13 protein-coding genes and 2 pseudogenes are annotated in these 14,472 nt (G+C 72.0%); 8 read left to right on the top strand and 7 right to left on the bottom strand.

Annotated features, from left to right (window positions below; translation table 11 throughout):
* Nucleotides 1–16: 16 nt before the first annotated feature.
* Nucleotides 17–385, bottom strand: a complete 369-nt coding sequence (gene apaG, locus LRS14_RS14345) for a Co2+/Mg2+ efflux protein ApaG (protein WP_046113361.1) — start codon at nucleotides 383–385, stop codon at nucleotides 17–19.
* 141 nt (nucleotides 386–526) lie between these two features.
* On the opposite strand from apaG, the gene LRS14_RS14340 reads away from it, so the two are divergent.
* The 6 genes from LRS14_RS14340 (at nucleotide 527) to LRS14_RS14315 (ending at nucleotide 6,665) form a co-directional block, all read left to right on the top strand.
* Nucleotides 527–1,675 (top strand): hypothetical protein, encoded by a 1,149-nt coding sequence (locus tag LRS14_RS14340; RefSeq protein ID WP_257799969.1) that lies wholly within the window; start codon nucleotides 527–529, stop codon nucleotides 1,673–1,675.
* The gene (gene prsT / locus LRS14_RS14335) at nucleotides 1,651–3,366 is read left to right on the top strand and encodes an XrtA/PEP-CTERM system TPR-repeat protein PrsT (protein WP_257799968.1); all 1,716 of its coding nucleotides are present in this window, start codon (nucleotides 1,651–1,653) and stop codon (nucleotides 3,364–3,366) included. Before LRS14_RS14340 ends, prsT begins: the two co-directional genes overlap by 25 nt.
* A 138-nt stretch (nucleotides 3,367–3,504) precedes the next feature.
* Nucleotides 3,505–4,335: an exosortase-dependent surface protein XDP1 gene (gene xdp1 / locus LRS14_RS14330; RefSeq protein WP_257799967.1), complete on the top strand. Its 831-nt coding sequence runs from the start codon at nucleotides 3,505–3,507 to the stop codon at nucleotides 4,333–4,335.
* A 92-nt stretch (nucleotides 4,336–4,427) separates the two neighbouring features.
* Nucleotides 4,428–5,108: a ribulose-phosphate 3-epimerase gene (gene rpe, locus LRS14_RS14325; RefSeq protein ID WP_257799966.1), complete on the top strand. Its 681-nt coding sequence runs from the start codon at nucleotides 4,428–4,430 to the stop codon at nucleotides 5,106–5,108.
* Between the two features lie 128 nt (nucleotides 5,109–5,236).
* Nucleotides 5,237–5,947: a sulfite exporter TauE/SafE family protein gene (locus tag LRS14_RS14320; protein ID WP_257799965.1), complete on the top strand. Its 711-nt coding sequence runs from the start codon at nucleotides 5,237–5,239 to the stop codon at nucleotides 5,945–5,947.
* 13 nt (nucleotides 5,948–5,960) lie between these two features.
* Nucleotides 5,961–6,665: a helix-turn-helix transcriptional regulator gene (locus LRS14_RS14315; protein ID WP_046113358.1), complete on the top strand. Its 705-nt coding sequence runs from the start codon at nucleotides 5,961–5,963 to the stop codon at nucleotides 6,663–6,665.
* Nucleotides 6,666–6,677: 12 nt separating this feature from the next.
* Here the strand turns inward: LRS14_RS14315 and LRS14_RS14310 are convergent, their stop codons facing one another.
* The gene (locus LRS14_RS14310; protein ID WP_257799964.1) at nucleotides 6,678–7,172 is read right to left on the bottom strand and encodes a hypothetical protein; all 495 of its coding nucleotides are present in this window, start codon (nucleotides 7,170–7,172) and stop codon (nucleotides 6,678–6,680) included.
* A gap of 153 nt (nucleotides 7,173–7,325) precedes the next feature.
* Here LRS14_RS14310 and gph point away from each other — a divergent pair, with 153 nt between their 5' ends.
* Together gph and LRS14_RS14300 are read left to right on the top strand one after the other, a co-directional pair.
* Complete coding sequence (gph, locus tag LRS14_RS14305; protein ID WP_257799963.1) at nucleotides 7,326–8,003, top strand: phosphoglycolate phosphatase; 678 nt, start codon at nucleotides 7,326–7,328, stop codon at nucleotides 8,001–8,003.
* A gap of 15 nt (nucleotides 8,004–8,018) precedes the next feature.
* The gene (locus tag LRS14_RS14300; RefSeq protein ID WP_257799962.1) at nucleotides 8,019–8,960 is read left to right on the top strand and encodes a LysR family transcriptional regulator; all 942 of its coding nucleotides are present in this window, start codon (nucleotides 8,019–8,021) and stop codon (nucleotides 8,958–8,960) included.
* On the opposite strand, the gene LRS14_RS14295 is transcribed toward LRS14_RS14300, so the two are convergent.
* From LRS14_RS14295 to LRS14_RS14275, 5 genes and pseudogenes are all read right to left on the bottom strand, one after another.
* Nucleotides 8,932–9,906: a tripartite tricarboxylate transporter substrate-binding protein gene (locus LRS14_RS14295; RefSeq protein WP_257799961.1), complete on the bottom strand. Its 975-nt coding sequence runs from the start codon at nucleotides 9,904–9,906 to the stop codon at nucleotides 8,932–8,934. The two genes, LRS14_RS14300 and LRS14_RS14295, sit on opposite strands and share 29 nt — an antisense overlap.
* Before the next feature lie 28 nt (nucleotides 9,907–9,934).
* A pseudogene (locus tag LRS14_RS14290) lies at nucleotides 9,935–10,736 on the bottom strand (HpcH/HpaI aldolase/citrate lyase family protein).
* Complete coding sequence (locus LRS14_RS14285; RefSeq protein WP_046113354.1) at nucleotides 10,733–12,091, bottom strand: MmgE/PrpD family protein; 1,359 nt, start codon at nucleotides 12,089–12,091, stop codon at nucleotides 10,733–10,735. The pseudogene LRS14_RS14290 and the gene LRS14_RS14285 overlap by 4 nt, the downstream one beginning before the upstream one ends.
* A 13-nt stretch (nucleotides 12,092–12,104) precedes the next feature.
* Nucleotides 12,105–13,307 carry a CaiB/BaiF CoA-transferase family protein gene (locus LRS14_RS14280; RefSeq protein WP_257799960.1) on the bottom strand — a complete coding sequence of 401 codons (1,203 nt, stop codon included), beginning with the start codon at nucleotides 13,305–13,307 and terminating at the stop codon, nucleotides 12,105–12,107.
* Nucleotides 13,307–14,472: pseudogene (locus LRS14_RS14275) on the bottom strand (acyl-CoA dehydrogenase family protein). The gene LRS14_RS14280 and the pseudogene LRS14_RS14275 overlap by 1 nt, the downstream one beginning before the upstream one ends.

Genomic DNA, 14,472 nt, shown 5'->3' with positions numbered 1-14,472 from the left:
GGCGTGCGGCCCCCGGTCAGTGGAGCTGCTGTGGCTGCGCGAGCATGAACTCGGGTATGTCGGCCTCGAACGGGTAGGCCTGCTCCGTCATGCAGAAGAAGGTGCCGCGCATGGTGCCCTGCGCGGTGGGAATGCGGGTCCAGCTGGTGTATTCGAAGCTCTGCCCCGGGGCCAGCAGCGGCTGCTTGCCCACCACGGCCAGGCCGCGCACCTCCTCGGTGTGGCCGTTGGCGTCGGTGATGACCCAGTGGCGGGCCACCAGCTGCGCCGCGACGTCCCCGCTGTTGACGATGTGGATGGTGTACGCGAAGGCGTGTTGTCCGTCCTGGGACTGCTCCGGCAGGTACTGGAGCTTGACGGTGCAGCGGAACTCGGGGTTTGCCATCCGCGGCATTTTAGGAGCCCCCCGAGCTGAAGGGGTGCTGCCGGATTAGTGCACACCGCGCAGCCTGTTCGCGGGGGTGGTGCCCTCCAAAGGGGGTTGCCGATCGTTACAGTTCCCCGGCAGTTACAAATCCCCTCCGTCATGACCTCCCTGCTGTACCGCGCCGCCGTGCGCTGGGTGCTGCCGCTGGCGCTGGCCGCCGGACTGGCGCACGGATGGCCCGCCTGGGCCACGGCCCCGGTGGCCGCCCCGGGCAACACCCAGGCCGCCCGCTATTACGAGGACGCGCTGTCGCGCTATGACAGGCGCGACCTGGCCGGCGCCATCCTCCAGCTGAAGAACGCGCTGCAGATCGACCGCAACCTGCTGCAGGTGCATGTGCTGCTGGGCCAGGCGCTGCTGGCGCAGGGCGATGCCGCTGCGGCCGAGGTCTCCTTCACCGAGGCGCTGCGCCTGGGCGTGGACCGTGCGGAGGTGGTGGTGCCGCTGGCGCAGGCGCTGATGGCCCAGGGCAAGCAGGCCGACGTGCTGAACCAGCCGCGGCTGGCGCTGGCCGGCCTGCGGCCGCCGGTGCAGGCTGCCCTGCTGCTGCAGCGCGCGGCCGCCGCCTCCGACCTGGGGGACGGCGTGCAGGCGCTGCGCGCGATCGAACAGTCGCGCGCGCTCGTGCCATCGGCCGATGCCTGGGTGGCCGAGGTGGCGGTGCGCCTGCGCGCCCGCCAGCTTGCCGAGGCCGGTGCCGCCGCCGACCGCGCCCTGGCACTGGCGCCCACCGCCGCCGCGGCCCACTACCAGAAGGGCGCGGTGCTGCAGCTGCAGGGCGACCTGGCCGGCGCGCTGGCCGCCCATGAGCGCGCGCTGCAGCTGGATCCTGCGCACATCGAGGCGCGCGTGGCGCGCATCGGCCTGCGGCTGGACCAGCAGCGCGATGCCGATGCCCGTGCCGACCTGGTCGAGCTGCAGCGCCTGTCGCCCCGGGAGCCGCGCGGTGCCTACCTGCGCGCGCTGCTGGCCGAGCGTGCCGGCGACTTGCCGGCGGCCCACACCGCGCTGCGCCAGGTGACGGACCTGATCGACCCGGTGCCGCTGGACTACATCCGCCACCGGCCGCAGCTGCTGATGCTCAACGGCCTGGCCCACTTCGGCCTGGGCGAGCGCGAGAAGGCCAAGCCCTACCTGGAGCTTCTGCAGCGGCTGCAGGGCGCCAGCCCGGCCTCAAGCTGCTGGCGCAGATCCACCTCGACGAAGGCAACACCGACCGGGCGGTGCTGCTGCTGGAAGCCCACCTGAAGGCACAGCCCGCCGACGCCCAGGCGATGACGCTGCTGGCCGGCGCGCAGATGGCGCGTGGCCAGCACGCCCGCGCCGCCGAGCTGATGCAGGCCGCGCTGGCGGTGCAGGACAACGCCGAGGTGCGCACCGCGCTGGGCCTGAGCCTGCTCGGCAGCGGCCAGCCGGCCGGGGCCGTGGCCGAGCTGGAAGCGGCGCTGAAGAAGGACCCGCGGCAGCTGCGGGCGGCGGTGTCCCTGGTGGGCCTGTACCTGCGCGAACGGCAGGACGCCAAGGCGCTGGCGCTGGCGGAAAGCCTGGTGCGCCAGCAGCCGCGCCAGGCCGGGCTGCTGAACCTGCTGGGCACCGCCCGCCTGCGCAGCGGCCAGGCCGACGCCGCGCGGCAGGCTTTCGAGCAGGCGGTGCAGCTCGATGCGCGGCTGATGCCGGCACAGATCAACCTGGCGCGGCTGGATGCGCAGGCCGGCCGTCTGGACGCCGCTGCCAAGCGCCTGGCCGAGCTGATCGGCCGCGAGGAGCGCAACGTGGACGCCATGCTGGAGATGGCCGCCCTGGCGCGCCGCCAGCAGCGACCGGCCGAGGTGCAGCGCTGGCTGGAGAAAGCCGCCGCCGCCGCACCCGCCGCGGAAGTGCGCCCGGGCCTGGCGCTGGTGGACCTGCACCTGCAGGCGGGCCGGCCCGATGCTGCACTGGAGCCGCTGCGCAAGCTGGGCGCCAAGGCGCCGCAGAACCTCGCGGTGCTGCTGGCGGACGCCCGCGTGCGCCTGCTGCTGGCCGATACCGCCGCCGCGCGCAACACGCTGGCCACCGCCACCCGCGTGGCCAACTTCGACGCGCCGGTGCAGGTGGAGATCGCCAGCCTGCAGCTGGCGGCCGGCCATCCCGAAGGCGCGGACTACAGCCTGCAGAAGGCCCTGTCCGGTCAGCCCGACCACCTGCCCGCGCTGGCGCTGCAGGCCGAGCTGTCGCTGCGCCGCGGCGAGCTGGCCCAGGCCGAGCAGCAGGCCCGCGCCATCACGCAGATGGCCCCGCGCCGCGCGATCGGCTACAGCCTGCAGGCCGACGTGGCGATGGCACGGCGCCAGCCCGCGGCCGCCATCGAGCTGTACCGCAGGGCGCACCAGACCGAGCCGTCCACCGATACCGCCATCCGCCTGTTCAGCGCACTGGGCAGCCAGCCTGACGGCGCCCGGCTGGCGCTGCCGGTGCTGGAGCAATGGGTGAAGGTGCAGCCGCAGGACCTGGCCGCCCGCCGTGCGCTGGCCGATGGCCAGGCGCGGGCCGGCCGTTATGCCGCCGCCCGCGCCAGCTACGAATCGCTGGTGCAGCAGGCGCCCGCGGATGGCCGCGCATTGAACAACCTGGCCAACGTGCTGCTGAAGCTGAACGACCCCGGCGCGCTGGCGGTGGCCGAGCGGGCGCTGGCGCTGCGGCCGACAGACGCGGACGTGATCGACACCGCGGGCTGGGCCGCCTTCCGCGCTGGCCAGGCCGACCGCGCGCTGCAGCTGCTGCGCGATGCCCGGCTGCGTGCGCCCGACAACCCGGACATCCGCTTCCACCTGGCCACCGTGCTGGCGCAGGGCGGCCGGCGCGCGGAGGCCCGGGACGAGGTGGAGGCTGCACTGAAGACCCATGCCGCCTTCGACAGCGTCGCGCAGGCGCAGGCGCTGCGGGAGTCGCTGCAATGAACTGTCCTGCTGTCGACCGGCTTTACACATGCTGGCCAGCTGCTGACGGACCCGCTTGCAAGTGCTTGATTTGCAAAGAAGTCTCATGCGCGGCACGCTAATTGCGCACCGGTGTAACAAAAAACCTTGGGGAAGTTCATGACCATCGTTCGTCACTCTCTTGTGGCCGCCGCCTTCGTCGGTTGCGCCACCCTCAGTGCACCGGCCTTCGCGGCCATGACCTGGGGCTTCCAGCAACCCGGCGTGTGCAGCCAGAACGCCGGCAACGCCAACAACTACGGCAACAGCTGGGCATGCGGCGGGGGCAACCCGGCGCTGACCGTCAGCGGCTATTCGTCCAACGGCGCGGGCAGCACCTTCGTCTCGGCCTTCACCGACGACAACGGCGGCTCCGGCTTCGGCGTCAAGTCCTCGAGCGAAGGCCTGAACGCCACCTCGCCCCAGCACGCGATGGACAACGACGGCAGCACCGACGTGCTGCTGCTCAGCTTCACCAGCAGCGTCATCCTGCGGCAGCTGCAGCTGGGCTGGTGGAGCACCGATTCCGACGTGACCCTGCTGCGCTACACCGGCAGCACCAGCCCGCTGGCCAACAGCGACCTCACCGGCCTGACCACCGCGCAGCTGCTGAGCAACGGCTGGTCGCTGGTGGGCAACTACGGCACGCTGGACACCACGATGTCCAACGTGAACGCCGGCAGCGCCAGTTCCAGCTGGTGGCTGCTCTCGGCCTACAACTCCACGCTGGCCGGCAGCACCGCCAGCGCCAATGGCCGCAACCTGAGCGCTGGCGACGACTACGTGAAGGTGCTGGCCGTGGTGGCCGATGCCGTCACGCCGCCCCCGGTGGGCCGGGTGCCGGAGCCCGCCTCGCTGGCCCTGGCCGGCCTGGCGCTGGCCGGCGTGGTGGCCGCACGCCGCCGCACGGCCGGCGGCAACGCCGCGCTGCCGCGCCTGGCCGCCGCCTGACTTCCGTCGTCACGCAGGCCAGCAGCCGGCCCACGGGCCGGCTTTTTCTTGCCCGTCCCAGGCGTCGACGGGCCGCATAAGACAATCCCGCCATGGCTACCTACCGCATTGCCCCCAGCATCCTGTCGGCCGACTTCGCCCGCCTTGGCGAAGAGGTGCGCAACGTCATCCACGCCGGCGCCGACTGGATCCACTTCGACGTGATGGACAACCATTACGTGCCCAACCTCACCTTCGGCCCGATGGTGTGCCAGGCGCTGCGCAAGCATGCGGCCCGGGCCGACGGCACGCCGGTGCCCATCGACGTTCACCTGATGGTGCAGCCGGTGGACAGCCTGGCCCAGGCCTTCGCCAAGGCCGGCGCCGACCTGGTGAGCTTCCACCCCGAGGCCAGCGCGCACGTGGACCGCACGCTGCAGCTGATCCGCGCCGAGGGCTGCCAGGCCGGGCTGGTGTTCAACCCCGCCACGCCGCTGGACGTGCTGGAGTGGGTGATCGACAAGGTGGACCTGGTGCTCATCATGAGCGTGAACCCGGGCTTCGGCGGCCAGAGCTTCATCGACAGCGCCCTGCGCAAGACCGAGCAGGCGCGCAAGCTGATCGACGCCAGCGGCCGCGACGTCCGGCTGGAAGTGGATGGCGGCATCAAGGTGGACAACATCCGCCGCGTGGCCGATGCCGGCGCCGACACCTTCGTGGCCGGCAGCGCCATCTTCGGCCAGCCCGACTACAAGGCGGTGATCGACGCGATGCGCGCCCAACTGGCCGGCTGACCTGCCGCCAGCACGCTTCGACACGCGCCGAAGCATTCAACACCCGGGGCCGGCGAGCATGGCCGCCATGACTGCCGACCTCCTCTCCTCCCCCCACCCTGCTCCTGCTGCTGCTGTTCACTGGCGCCGTGTTCGCGCTGGCGGGCTTCGTCAAGGGCGTGATCGGCCTCGGCCTGCCCACCATCGCCATGGGCTTGCTGAGCCTGCAGCTGGCCCCCTCGCAGGCCGCGGCGCTGCTGGTGGTGCCTTCCTTCATCAGCAACGTGTGGCAGCTGGTGGGCCATCCAGGCCTGCGCGCATTGCTGCGGCGCCTGGCCACGATGCTGGGCGGCGTGTGCATCGGCACCTGGCTGGGCGCGGGCTGGCTCACGGGCGGCCCCAGCCGCTGGGCCGGCGCGGCGCTGGGCCTGGCGCTGGTGGCCTATGCGCTGATGGGCCTGCTGATGAAGCCCTGGCGGCTGCCGCCCGGGCAGGAGCGGCTGTGGTCGCCGCTGGTGGGCCTGGCCACCGGGCTGGTGACGGCGGCCACCGGCGTGTTCGTCATTCCCGCGGTGCCCTACCTGCAGGCGCTGGGCCTGGAGAAGGAATCGCTGGTGCAGGCGCTGGGCCTGTCGTTCCTGGTTTCCACGCTGGCGCTGGCGGCCACGCTGGGCGGCGGCGGCGCCCTGCCGCTGCCGGTGCTGGCGGCCTCGGTGGCTGCACTGCTGCCCACGCTGGCCGGCATGGCGCTGGGCCAACGGCTGCGCCGCAGCACCCGGCCGGAACGCTTCAAGCGCTGGTTCTTCCTCGGTCTGCTTGGGCTGGGCCTCACGCTGGCGCTGCGCGCGCTGGCGGCCTGACGGACTCCCGGCCATGACGGCGCCCGAACCGCGCTTCGCGAAGGTGGCGGCGATGATCGCCGACCCCACCCGCGCCCGCATGCTGGCATTGCTGATGGGCGGCCAGGCCCACACCGCGGGTGAGCTGGCAGCGGGCGCCGGCGTCACCGCGGCCACTGCCAGCGGCCACCTGTCGAAGCTGGTGGAAGCGGAGCTGCTGTGCCTGCGGCCGCAGGGCCGCCACCGCTATTACCGGCTGGCGGACGAGCGCATCGCGCATGCGCTGGAGGCGCTCTCGCTGGTGGCCGAACGCTCCGCGGGCGACGGCAAGTGGCTGCAGCCGGGCTACCGCTCGCTCAAGCATGCACGCACCTGCTACTGCCACCTGGCCGGCGAGCTGGGCGTCGCCTGGCTGCAAGGCCTGCTGCGGCAGGCGCACCTGCGGCCGGAGGACGGCCACTTCGTGCTGACCGAGGGCGGCCGGCAGGCGCTGGCCGCCAGCGGCCTGCAGCTGACTGCGCCGACGCCCACCGCACCCACGGCCCGGCGCCGCTTCGCCTACCCCTGCCTGGACTGGTCGGAACGGCGCGACCACCTGGCCGGCACGCTGGGTACCGCCTTGCTCAGCCATGCGATGGCCAGCGACTGGCTGCGAAGGCAGGGCGAAGGCCGCGCGCTCCAGCTCACGCCCACCGGGCGCCAGGCCTTGGCGCCTTGGCTGGGCGATGCGGCGCGCTGAGCGCCTCGGCCGTCAGCGCACGGCCGGCGCCGGCGGATCGGAAGCTGGCGACGACGCGGCCGATGCGGCCTGCGCCACCGGCGGCGTGCCCACGGTGCGGGTCACGGTTTCCTTGATGAGCCCGCCGCCCTTCACGCTGCCGCTCTGCTGGCCCAGGCCGTTGGCGCGCTTGACGCAATCGGCCTGCTCGGCCGCGGGCAGGCCCTGGCAGCGCTGCAGCGCGTTCTGCTGGTAGCGGTCGGCCTGGCCATCGTCCAGCGTGCCGCGCCGGCGTTCGTCCTGCGCCGCGCCGGCTTCCTTCAGGCAGGTGGCACGGTCCTGATGGGAGGTGCCGTTGAGGCACGCGGCGCGTTCCGCTTCGGCGCGTGAAGCGGCACTGCCCGCGGCGGTCTGGGCCTGGGCTGGCGCCATCTGCGTGGCCAGGCCCAGCAGGCAGGCAGCCGCCAATGCGGCCAGGCGCTGGCGGGAAGCCGGCGCGGGCGAAAGGTTCAGGGCACGGGCGGTCATCGTCATCTCCATGCGGTTCTAGGAATACCAGGAGACTAGGCGCCGCCGCGCCCGGTGCGTGCAGGCCTTGTGCCAGCGCCTGCCCAAGCCAAGGGCGGCCACCACCGTAGGATGTGTCCTGCATGGCCGCGCAGCGGTTATGGTGCGCACCCTATGCCGCTCGACACCTCCCACCTGCAAGCCGCCATCGTCGACCTCGACGGCACGATGGTGGACACGCTGGGCGACTTCATGGTCGCCCTCACCCACATGCTCGACGACCTCGGCCTGCCGCATGCGGAGCGCGCCTTCGTCGAGCGCACCATCGGCAAGGGCAGCGAGCACCTGCTGCGCAGCACGCTGCAGCATGCGGCCGGCGAGCCGCCTTCGCAGGCCATGTTCGAGCATGCCTGGCAGCGCTACCAGCAGCACTACCTGGCCATCAACGGCCAGCATGCCGACGTGTTTCCCGGCGTGGCCGAAGGGCTGGAACTGCTGCGGGCCGCCGGCCTCCGGCTGGCCTGCCTGACCAACAAGCCGCTGTCCTTCGCGCAGCCGCTGCTGGCGGCCAAGGGCCTGGCCGGGCACTTCGCCTTCGTGTTCGGCGGCGACAGCTTCGAGCGCAAGAAGCCCGACCCCCTGCCGCTGCTCAAGACCTGCCAGGCACTGGGCACGGCGCCGGCCCGCACGCTGATGCTGGGCGACTCCGCCAACGACGCGCAGGCCGCGCGCGCGGCCGGCTGCCCGGTGGTGCTGGTGACCTACGGCTACAACCATGGCGAGCCGGTGCAGGCGGTGGATGCCGACAGCTTCCTCGACCGGCTCGACCAGCTGGCGCTGCCCCGCCGCTGAAGCACCGGCTGCGCCATGGCCCTGCACTTCGACCTGACCGACCTGCGGCTGATGCTGCGGGTGGCCGAGACCGGCAGCCTCACGCGCGCGGCCGAGGCGGTGCACCTCTCGTTGCCCGCGGCCAGCACCCGCATCAAGCACCTGGAGGAAGGCGCGGGCGCCAAGCTGCTGCTGCGCACGCCACAGGGCGTGTCGCTGACGCCGCCCGGCGAGGCCCTGGTGCACCATGCCCGCGTGGTGCTGGCGCAGATCGAGCACCTGCGCGACGACCTGCAGGAATATGCCGAAGGCATCAAGGGCCACCTGCGCGTGTATGCCAACACGACGGCGCTGGGCGAATACCTGCCGCCGGTGCTGCACCGGTACCTGCAGCGCCACCCGGACGTGAGCGTCGACCTGCGCGAACGGCTCAGCCACGACATCGTGCGCGCGGTGCAGGAAGGCCAGACCGACATCGGCATCGTGGCCGGCAACGTGCGTACCGACCGGCTGCAGGTGCTGCCCTACCGCAGCGACCGGCTGGTGCTGGTGGTGCCTGCCGGCCATGCAATGGCCAATGCCGCCGAGGTGGACTTCGCCGACACGCTGGCGCTGCCGCACGTCGGACTGACGGAAGCCAGTGCGCTGCACAGCTTCCTGCGGCAGATCTGCGAAGGGCTGCAGCGCCACCTGCGCGTGCGCATCGAGGTGGGCAACTTCGAGGCCGCCTGCCGCATGATCGAAGCGGGCATCGGCGTGGGCGTGCTGCCCGATTCCGCCGCCCGCCGCCATGCGGCCACGATGGCCATCCACCGCGTGCCGCTGCGCGACGCCTGGGCGCTGCGCGAGATGCAGGTGTGCGTGCGCAGCCTGGAGGCGCTGCCGCCCTTCGCGCGCGACCTCGTCACGCTGCTACAGGAGGATGCGCGGGCGGACGCCGCGCCGCCCCTCAGTCCGCGTACACCCCAGCGGCCTTGATCATCGGCGCGTAGCGCTCGGTCTCGGCCTTCAGCCAGGTGCGCAGGGCTTCGGGCGTCTGCTTGCTCTCGGACACCACCTCGGCGCCCAGCTCGGCCATGCGGGCGGTGACGCCGGGGTCCTTCAGCGCGGCACGCAGCGCGGCATTGAGCTTGTCCAGCGCTTCCTTGGGCGTGCCCTTGGGCGCATACACGCCATGCCACACCACCACCTCCACGCCCTTCAGCCCGGCCTCGGCCAGCGTGGGCGCATCCGGCAGCGCCTTGATGCGCTGCGCGGTGGTGGTGCCGTACATCTTCACGGTGCCGGCCTTGATGTGCTGCACCGTCTGCGTGGTCTGGTCGCACAGCACGTCCACCTGGCCGCCGAGCAGCGCCGTCATCGCCGGCGCGGTGCCCTGATAGGGCACGGTCTGCAGCTCCACGCCCACCGCCTGCCGCAGCACCATGCTGCACAGGTGCGACACCGCGCCCAGGCCGGCATGCGCCAGGTTCACCTTGGCGGCGTTGGCCTTCAGCCAGGCGGCCAGTTCCTGCGCGTTGTTGGCCGGCAGGTCCTTGCGGCCCAGCAGCGTCATCGGCACGTCGACCACCTGGCCGACGTACTCGAAGTCGGTCTGCGCGTTGAAGCTCAGCTTGCGGTACAGCGAAGGCGCGGTGGCCATGCCGTTGTGGTGGATGAGCACGGTGTAGCCGTCGGGCGCGGCCTTGGCCACGTAGCCCGCCGCCAGCGTGCCGCCGGCGCCCAGCTTGTTCTCGATCACCACCGACTGGCCCAGCGTCTTGGCCATCGCGGCGCCCACCGAGCGGGCCACCACGTCGGTGGGTCCGCCGGCCGCAAAGGGCACCACCAGCGTGATCGGCTTGTTCGGGTAGCCCTGGGCCCAGGCGCCCAGGCCGAAGGCGAGCGCCGCGGCGCCAGCCAGGAGGTGTCGGATCGAGGTCATGCGGTTGTCTCCGTTGGTGGTGTCTTTGTCAGGCGCCGACGCGCGCCAGGATGGCCCGCGCACGCAGGATCACGGGCTTGTCGATCATCTTGCCTTCCAGTGCCACGGCCGCGCCCCCCGAGGTTTCCGCCATCTGCAGCACCCGGCGCGCCCATTGCACGGCCTGCTCGGTGGGGGGTGAAGGCGGCGTTCACCGCGGCCACCTGGCGCGGGTGGATGCACAGCTTGGCGCCGAAGCCCAGGCGGCGCGCGCGGTCGCTGTCGTGCTGCAGCTGCGCGGCGTCGTCGATGGCGACGCTCACGCCGTCCACCGGTGGCTGCAGCTGCGCCAGCCGCGAGGCCAGCACGATCTGCGAGCGGAAGAACAGCAGCTCCTCGCCTTCGCCGTCGATGCCCAGGTCGAGCTGGAAATCGACGCTGCCGAACACCAGCCGCTGCACGCCGGGCACCGCGGCCACCGCACGCAGCTGGTCGATGCCGGCGGCCGTCTCCACCAGCGGCAGCACCGGTCGGCCGAGGGCGGCCACGCGCTGCACGTCGGCCATGCGCTCGGCCTTGGGCAGCATGACCGCCGCCACGAGCGCATGGGTGCACAGCGCCAGGTCGGCCGCGAACCATGCGGTATCCGCCGCGTTGACGCGCACGACCACGGGCCGCGCATCGGCACCTGCGAGCCACGCCTGCAACTGCGTGCGGGCGGTGTCTTTGGCATCGGGGGCCACCGCGTCTTCCAGGTCCACGATCACCGCATCGGCACCGCTGCCCAGCGCCTTGGCGATGCGCTCGGGCCGGTCGGCCGGCACGAAGAGGTAGGAACGGGCCGCGCTCACGGCAGCAACCGCCCCACCACCGGGGCCTCGGCCAGCGACCAGATGCGGGCGATCGCCTCCCGCATCTCGGCCTCGGTGGCGCCGCCGCGGTACGTGGCCAGGCGCACGGCCTTGTCCTCCAGCTCCGCGCGGCTCAGGGTGTTGCCGGGGTCGCCCTTGGGCTCGTCCACCCGCGCGGCCAGCACCCGGCCGTCGGCGGTGGTGACCTCCACCTTGCCGATCCAGCGCGCCGGATAGGCGCCGTCCACCTCGTCGTCGAGCTGCATGCGCACCTTGTCGCGGAAGGCGGCCACCGCCGGCGCGCGGTAGAAAGCGTCGAACTCGGTGAGGCCGGCCTGGCCGTGCACCGCGATCAGGCCCAGCACCGTGCCCATCGAGAACTTGCCCTGGTGCACCGTCTGCGGGTCGGTCACCGGGCCCAGCACGTCGATCGCGCCCTGGTGCACCTGCGCGGTGACGCTGGCGACGTCGCCCGCCGTCAGCCGGTGGTCCCGCATCAGCCGCTGCAGCGCGTCCGCCGCCGGGTGGGTGTGGCGGCACGAGGCGTGGAACTTGAAGGAGGTCTCGGCCAGCGCCCAGCGGGTGCCCAGGCCATCGGTGAGCTTGCGTGGATCGGCATCGGTGGACATGCCGGCGGCCATGCCCTGCGCGCCGTCCAGGATGCGCCGCGCGCCGGTGAAGCCGTCGGCCGCCAGGTAGGCCGCGGTGAGCCCGGTGCCGGCGGCATGCGCGGTGTGCAGCTGCTTGCTGTCGGCCGCGTCGCGCAGGAACTCCCACAGGCCCGCGGCCTGGGTGCCGGCCGAACCAAAGGCATGCAGCATCTGCGCGGCATCCAGCCGCAGCAGGTGGCCCACGGTGGCCGCCGCGGCGATCGAGCCCACCGTGCCGGTGGTGTGGAAGATGCGGTAGTGCGAGCGGCCCATGAACTCGCCGATGCGGATGCCCACCTCGTAGCCGGCCACGGCCGCGGTCAGCAGCTCGGCACCGCTGCGGCCCAGCGCCTGGGCCACCGCCAGCGCCGGCGGAAACACCACCGCGGCCGGATGGAAGACGGAGCCGTTGTGCACGTCGTCCTGCTCGGCGAAGTGCGAGGCCGCGGCATTGGCCATCGCCGCGGCCAGCGGGCTGCTGCCGCTGCGGTGCACCAGCACCTCGCTGGGGCCATCGGCCGGACCCATCATCGTGTGGAAGCGCACCAGGCTTTCCACCGGGCGTGCGCCCTTGCCGGCCAGGGTGGAGCCCAGCCAGTCGAGCATCAGGTCCTCCGCCCGGCGCAGCACCGGCGCGGGAATCCGGTCGAAGCGCAGGCCGGCGGCGAAGGCGGCCAGGGCTTGTGTGGGATGGTCGTCGTGCATCAGGAGCTCCGGTTCACACCGCGCGCTCGGCGCGCAGGCGTTGGATGTCGTCGGCGGCGAAGCCCAGCTCGGCCAGCACCGCCTCGGTGTGGGCGCCCAGCGCGGGCACCGGGCCGATGCCGGCGTCCTGCGCATCGCGCACGCCGGGCGGCAGCAGCGTGGGCACCGGGCCGGCCGGCGTGGCCACCTCGGTCCAGCGCTGCCGGGCCTGCAGCTGCGGATGGACCCACACGTCGGACATCGTGTTGACGTTGGCATTCGCGATCTGCGCGTCCTCCAGCCGCTGCACCACCTGCTCGGCGGTGAGGGTCGCGAAGGCCTCGACGATCAGGGCCCGCAGCGCATCGCGCGCGGCCGAGCGCTTGCCATTGCTGGCAAAGCGCTCGTCGTCGGCCAACGCCGGCTGCTGCAGCACCTTGGCGCAGAAGGCCTGCCATTCGCGCTCGTTCTGCAGGCCCAGCATCACGCTCTTGCCGTCGCCGGTCGGGAACGGACCATAGGGGTAGATGGTGGCGTGCGCGGCGCCGGCGCGCGGCGGCGGCGGCGCGCCATCGAAGGCGTAGTACAGCGGGTAGCCCATCCACTCGACCATGCATTCCAGCATCGACACGTCGATGCGCTTGCCCACACCGGTGATGCCGCGCTCGATCAGCGCCGCCAGCACGTTGGAGTAGGCATACATGCCGGCGGCGATGTCGGCGATGGAGCAGCCCGCCTTGGCCGGCTCGTCCGGCGAGCCGGTGATCGACACGAAGCCCGACTCGCTCTGGATCAGCAGGTCGTAGGCCTTCTTGTCGCGGTAGGGGCCGGGGCGCTCCATATCGTCGCCATAACCCGAGATGTCGCACACGATGAGCCTGGGATGCTGCGCATGCAGCGCCTCGAACGACAGGCCCAGCCGCGCCGCGGCGCCGGGCGCCAAGTTCTGCACCAGCACGTCGGCCTGGGCCAGCAGCTTGCCGAGCACCTGCGCCGCCTCCGGGTGCTTGAGATCCAGCGTCACGCTCTCCTTCGAGCGGTTGGTCCACACGAAGTGCGAGGCCAGGCCCTGCACCCGTTCGTCGTAGCCGCGGGCGAAATCACCCACGCCGGGCCGCTCGACCTTGATGACGCGGGCCCCCAGCTCGGCCAGCTGGCGGGTGCAGAAGGGCGCGGCGATGGCATGTTCGAGCGCCACCACGGTGACGCCGGCGAGGGGAAGGCGGGCAGCAGCCATCAGAACGACCTCGGCAGCCCGAGCAGGTGCTCGGCCACGTAGCTCAGGATCAGGTTGGTGGAGATGGGTGCCACCTGGTACAGGCGCGTCTCCCGGAACTTGCGTTCCACGTCGTATTCGTTGGCGAAGCCGAAGCCGCCATGGAACTGGATGCAGGCGTTGGCCGCCTCCCAGCTGGCCTTGGCCGCCAGGTACTTGGCCATGTTGGCCTGCGCGCCGCAGGGCTGCTGCGCATCGAACAGCTCGCAGGCCTTCCAGCGCATCAGGTTGGCGGCTTCCACCTCGATGTAGCTCTCCGCGATGGGGAACTGCACGCCCTGGTTCTGGCCGATGGGGCGGCCGAACACCACGCGGTCCTTCACGTAGGCGCTCACCCGGTCGATGAACCAGTAGCCGTCGCCGATGCATTCGGCCGCGATCAGCGTGCGCTCGGCGTTCAGCCCGTCGAGGATGTACTTGAAGCCCTGGCCTTCCTCGCCGATCAGGTTCTCGGCCGGGATCTCCAGGTTCTCGAAGAACAGCTCGTTGGTCTCGTGGTTGACCATGTTGGGGATCGGCCGCACCACCATGCCAGGCCGATGGCGCTCTTCAGGTCGACCAGGAAGATCGACATGCCCTCGCTCTTCTTCTTCACCTCGGCCAGCGGCGTGGTGCGGGCCAGCAGGATCATCAGGTCGGAGTGCTGGATGCGCGAGATCCACACCTTCTGGCCGTTGACCACGTAGCGGTCGCCGCGGCGTACCGCGGTGGTCTTGATCTTGGTGGTGTCGGTGCCGGTGGTGGGCTCGGTCACGCCCATGCTCTGCAGGCGCAGCTCGCCGGTGGCGATGCGCGGCAGGTAGCGCTGCTTCTGCTCGGCGCTGCCATGGCGCAGCAGCGTGCCCATGTTGTACATCTGGCCGTGGCAGGCGCCGGAGTTGCCGCCCGAGCGGTTGATCTCCTCCATGATCACCGAGGCTTCGGTCAGGCCCAGGCCCGAGCCGCCGTACTCCTGCGGGATCAGCGCGGCCATCCAGCCGGCCTTGGTCAGCGCATCCACGAAGGCCTCGGGGTAGCCGCGCTGCTCGTCGACCTTGCGGTGGTACTCGTCCGGAAACTCCGCGCACAGCGCGCGCACCGCATCGCGGATGTCCTGGTAGGCGTCGGGGGTGTGGTGGTTTTGCAT

Origin of the sequence: Aquincola sp. J276 (assembly GCF_024700035.1) — a bacterium.
Classification (GTDB): Bacteria; Pseudomonadota; Gammaproteobacteria; order Burkholderiales; family Burkholderiaceae_C; genus Aquincola; species Aquincola tertiaricarbonis.
This window is presented reverse-complemented; position numbering and strand designations above follow the sequence as displayed.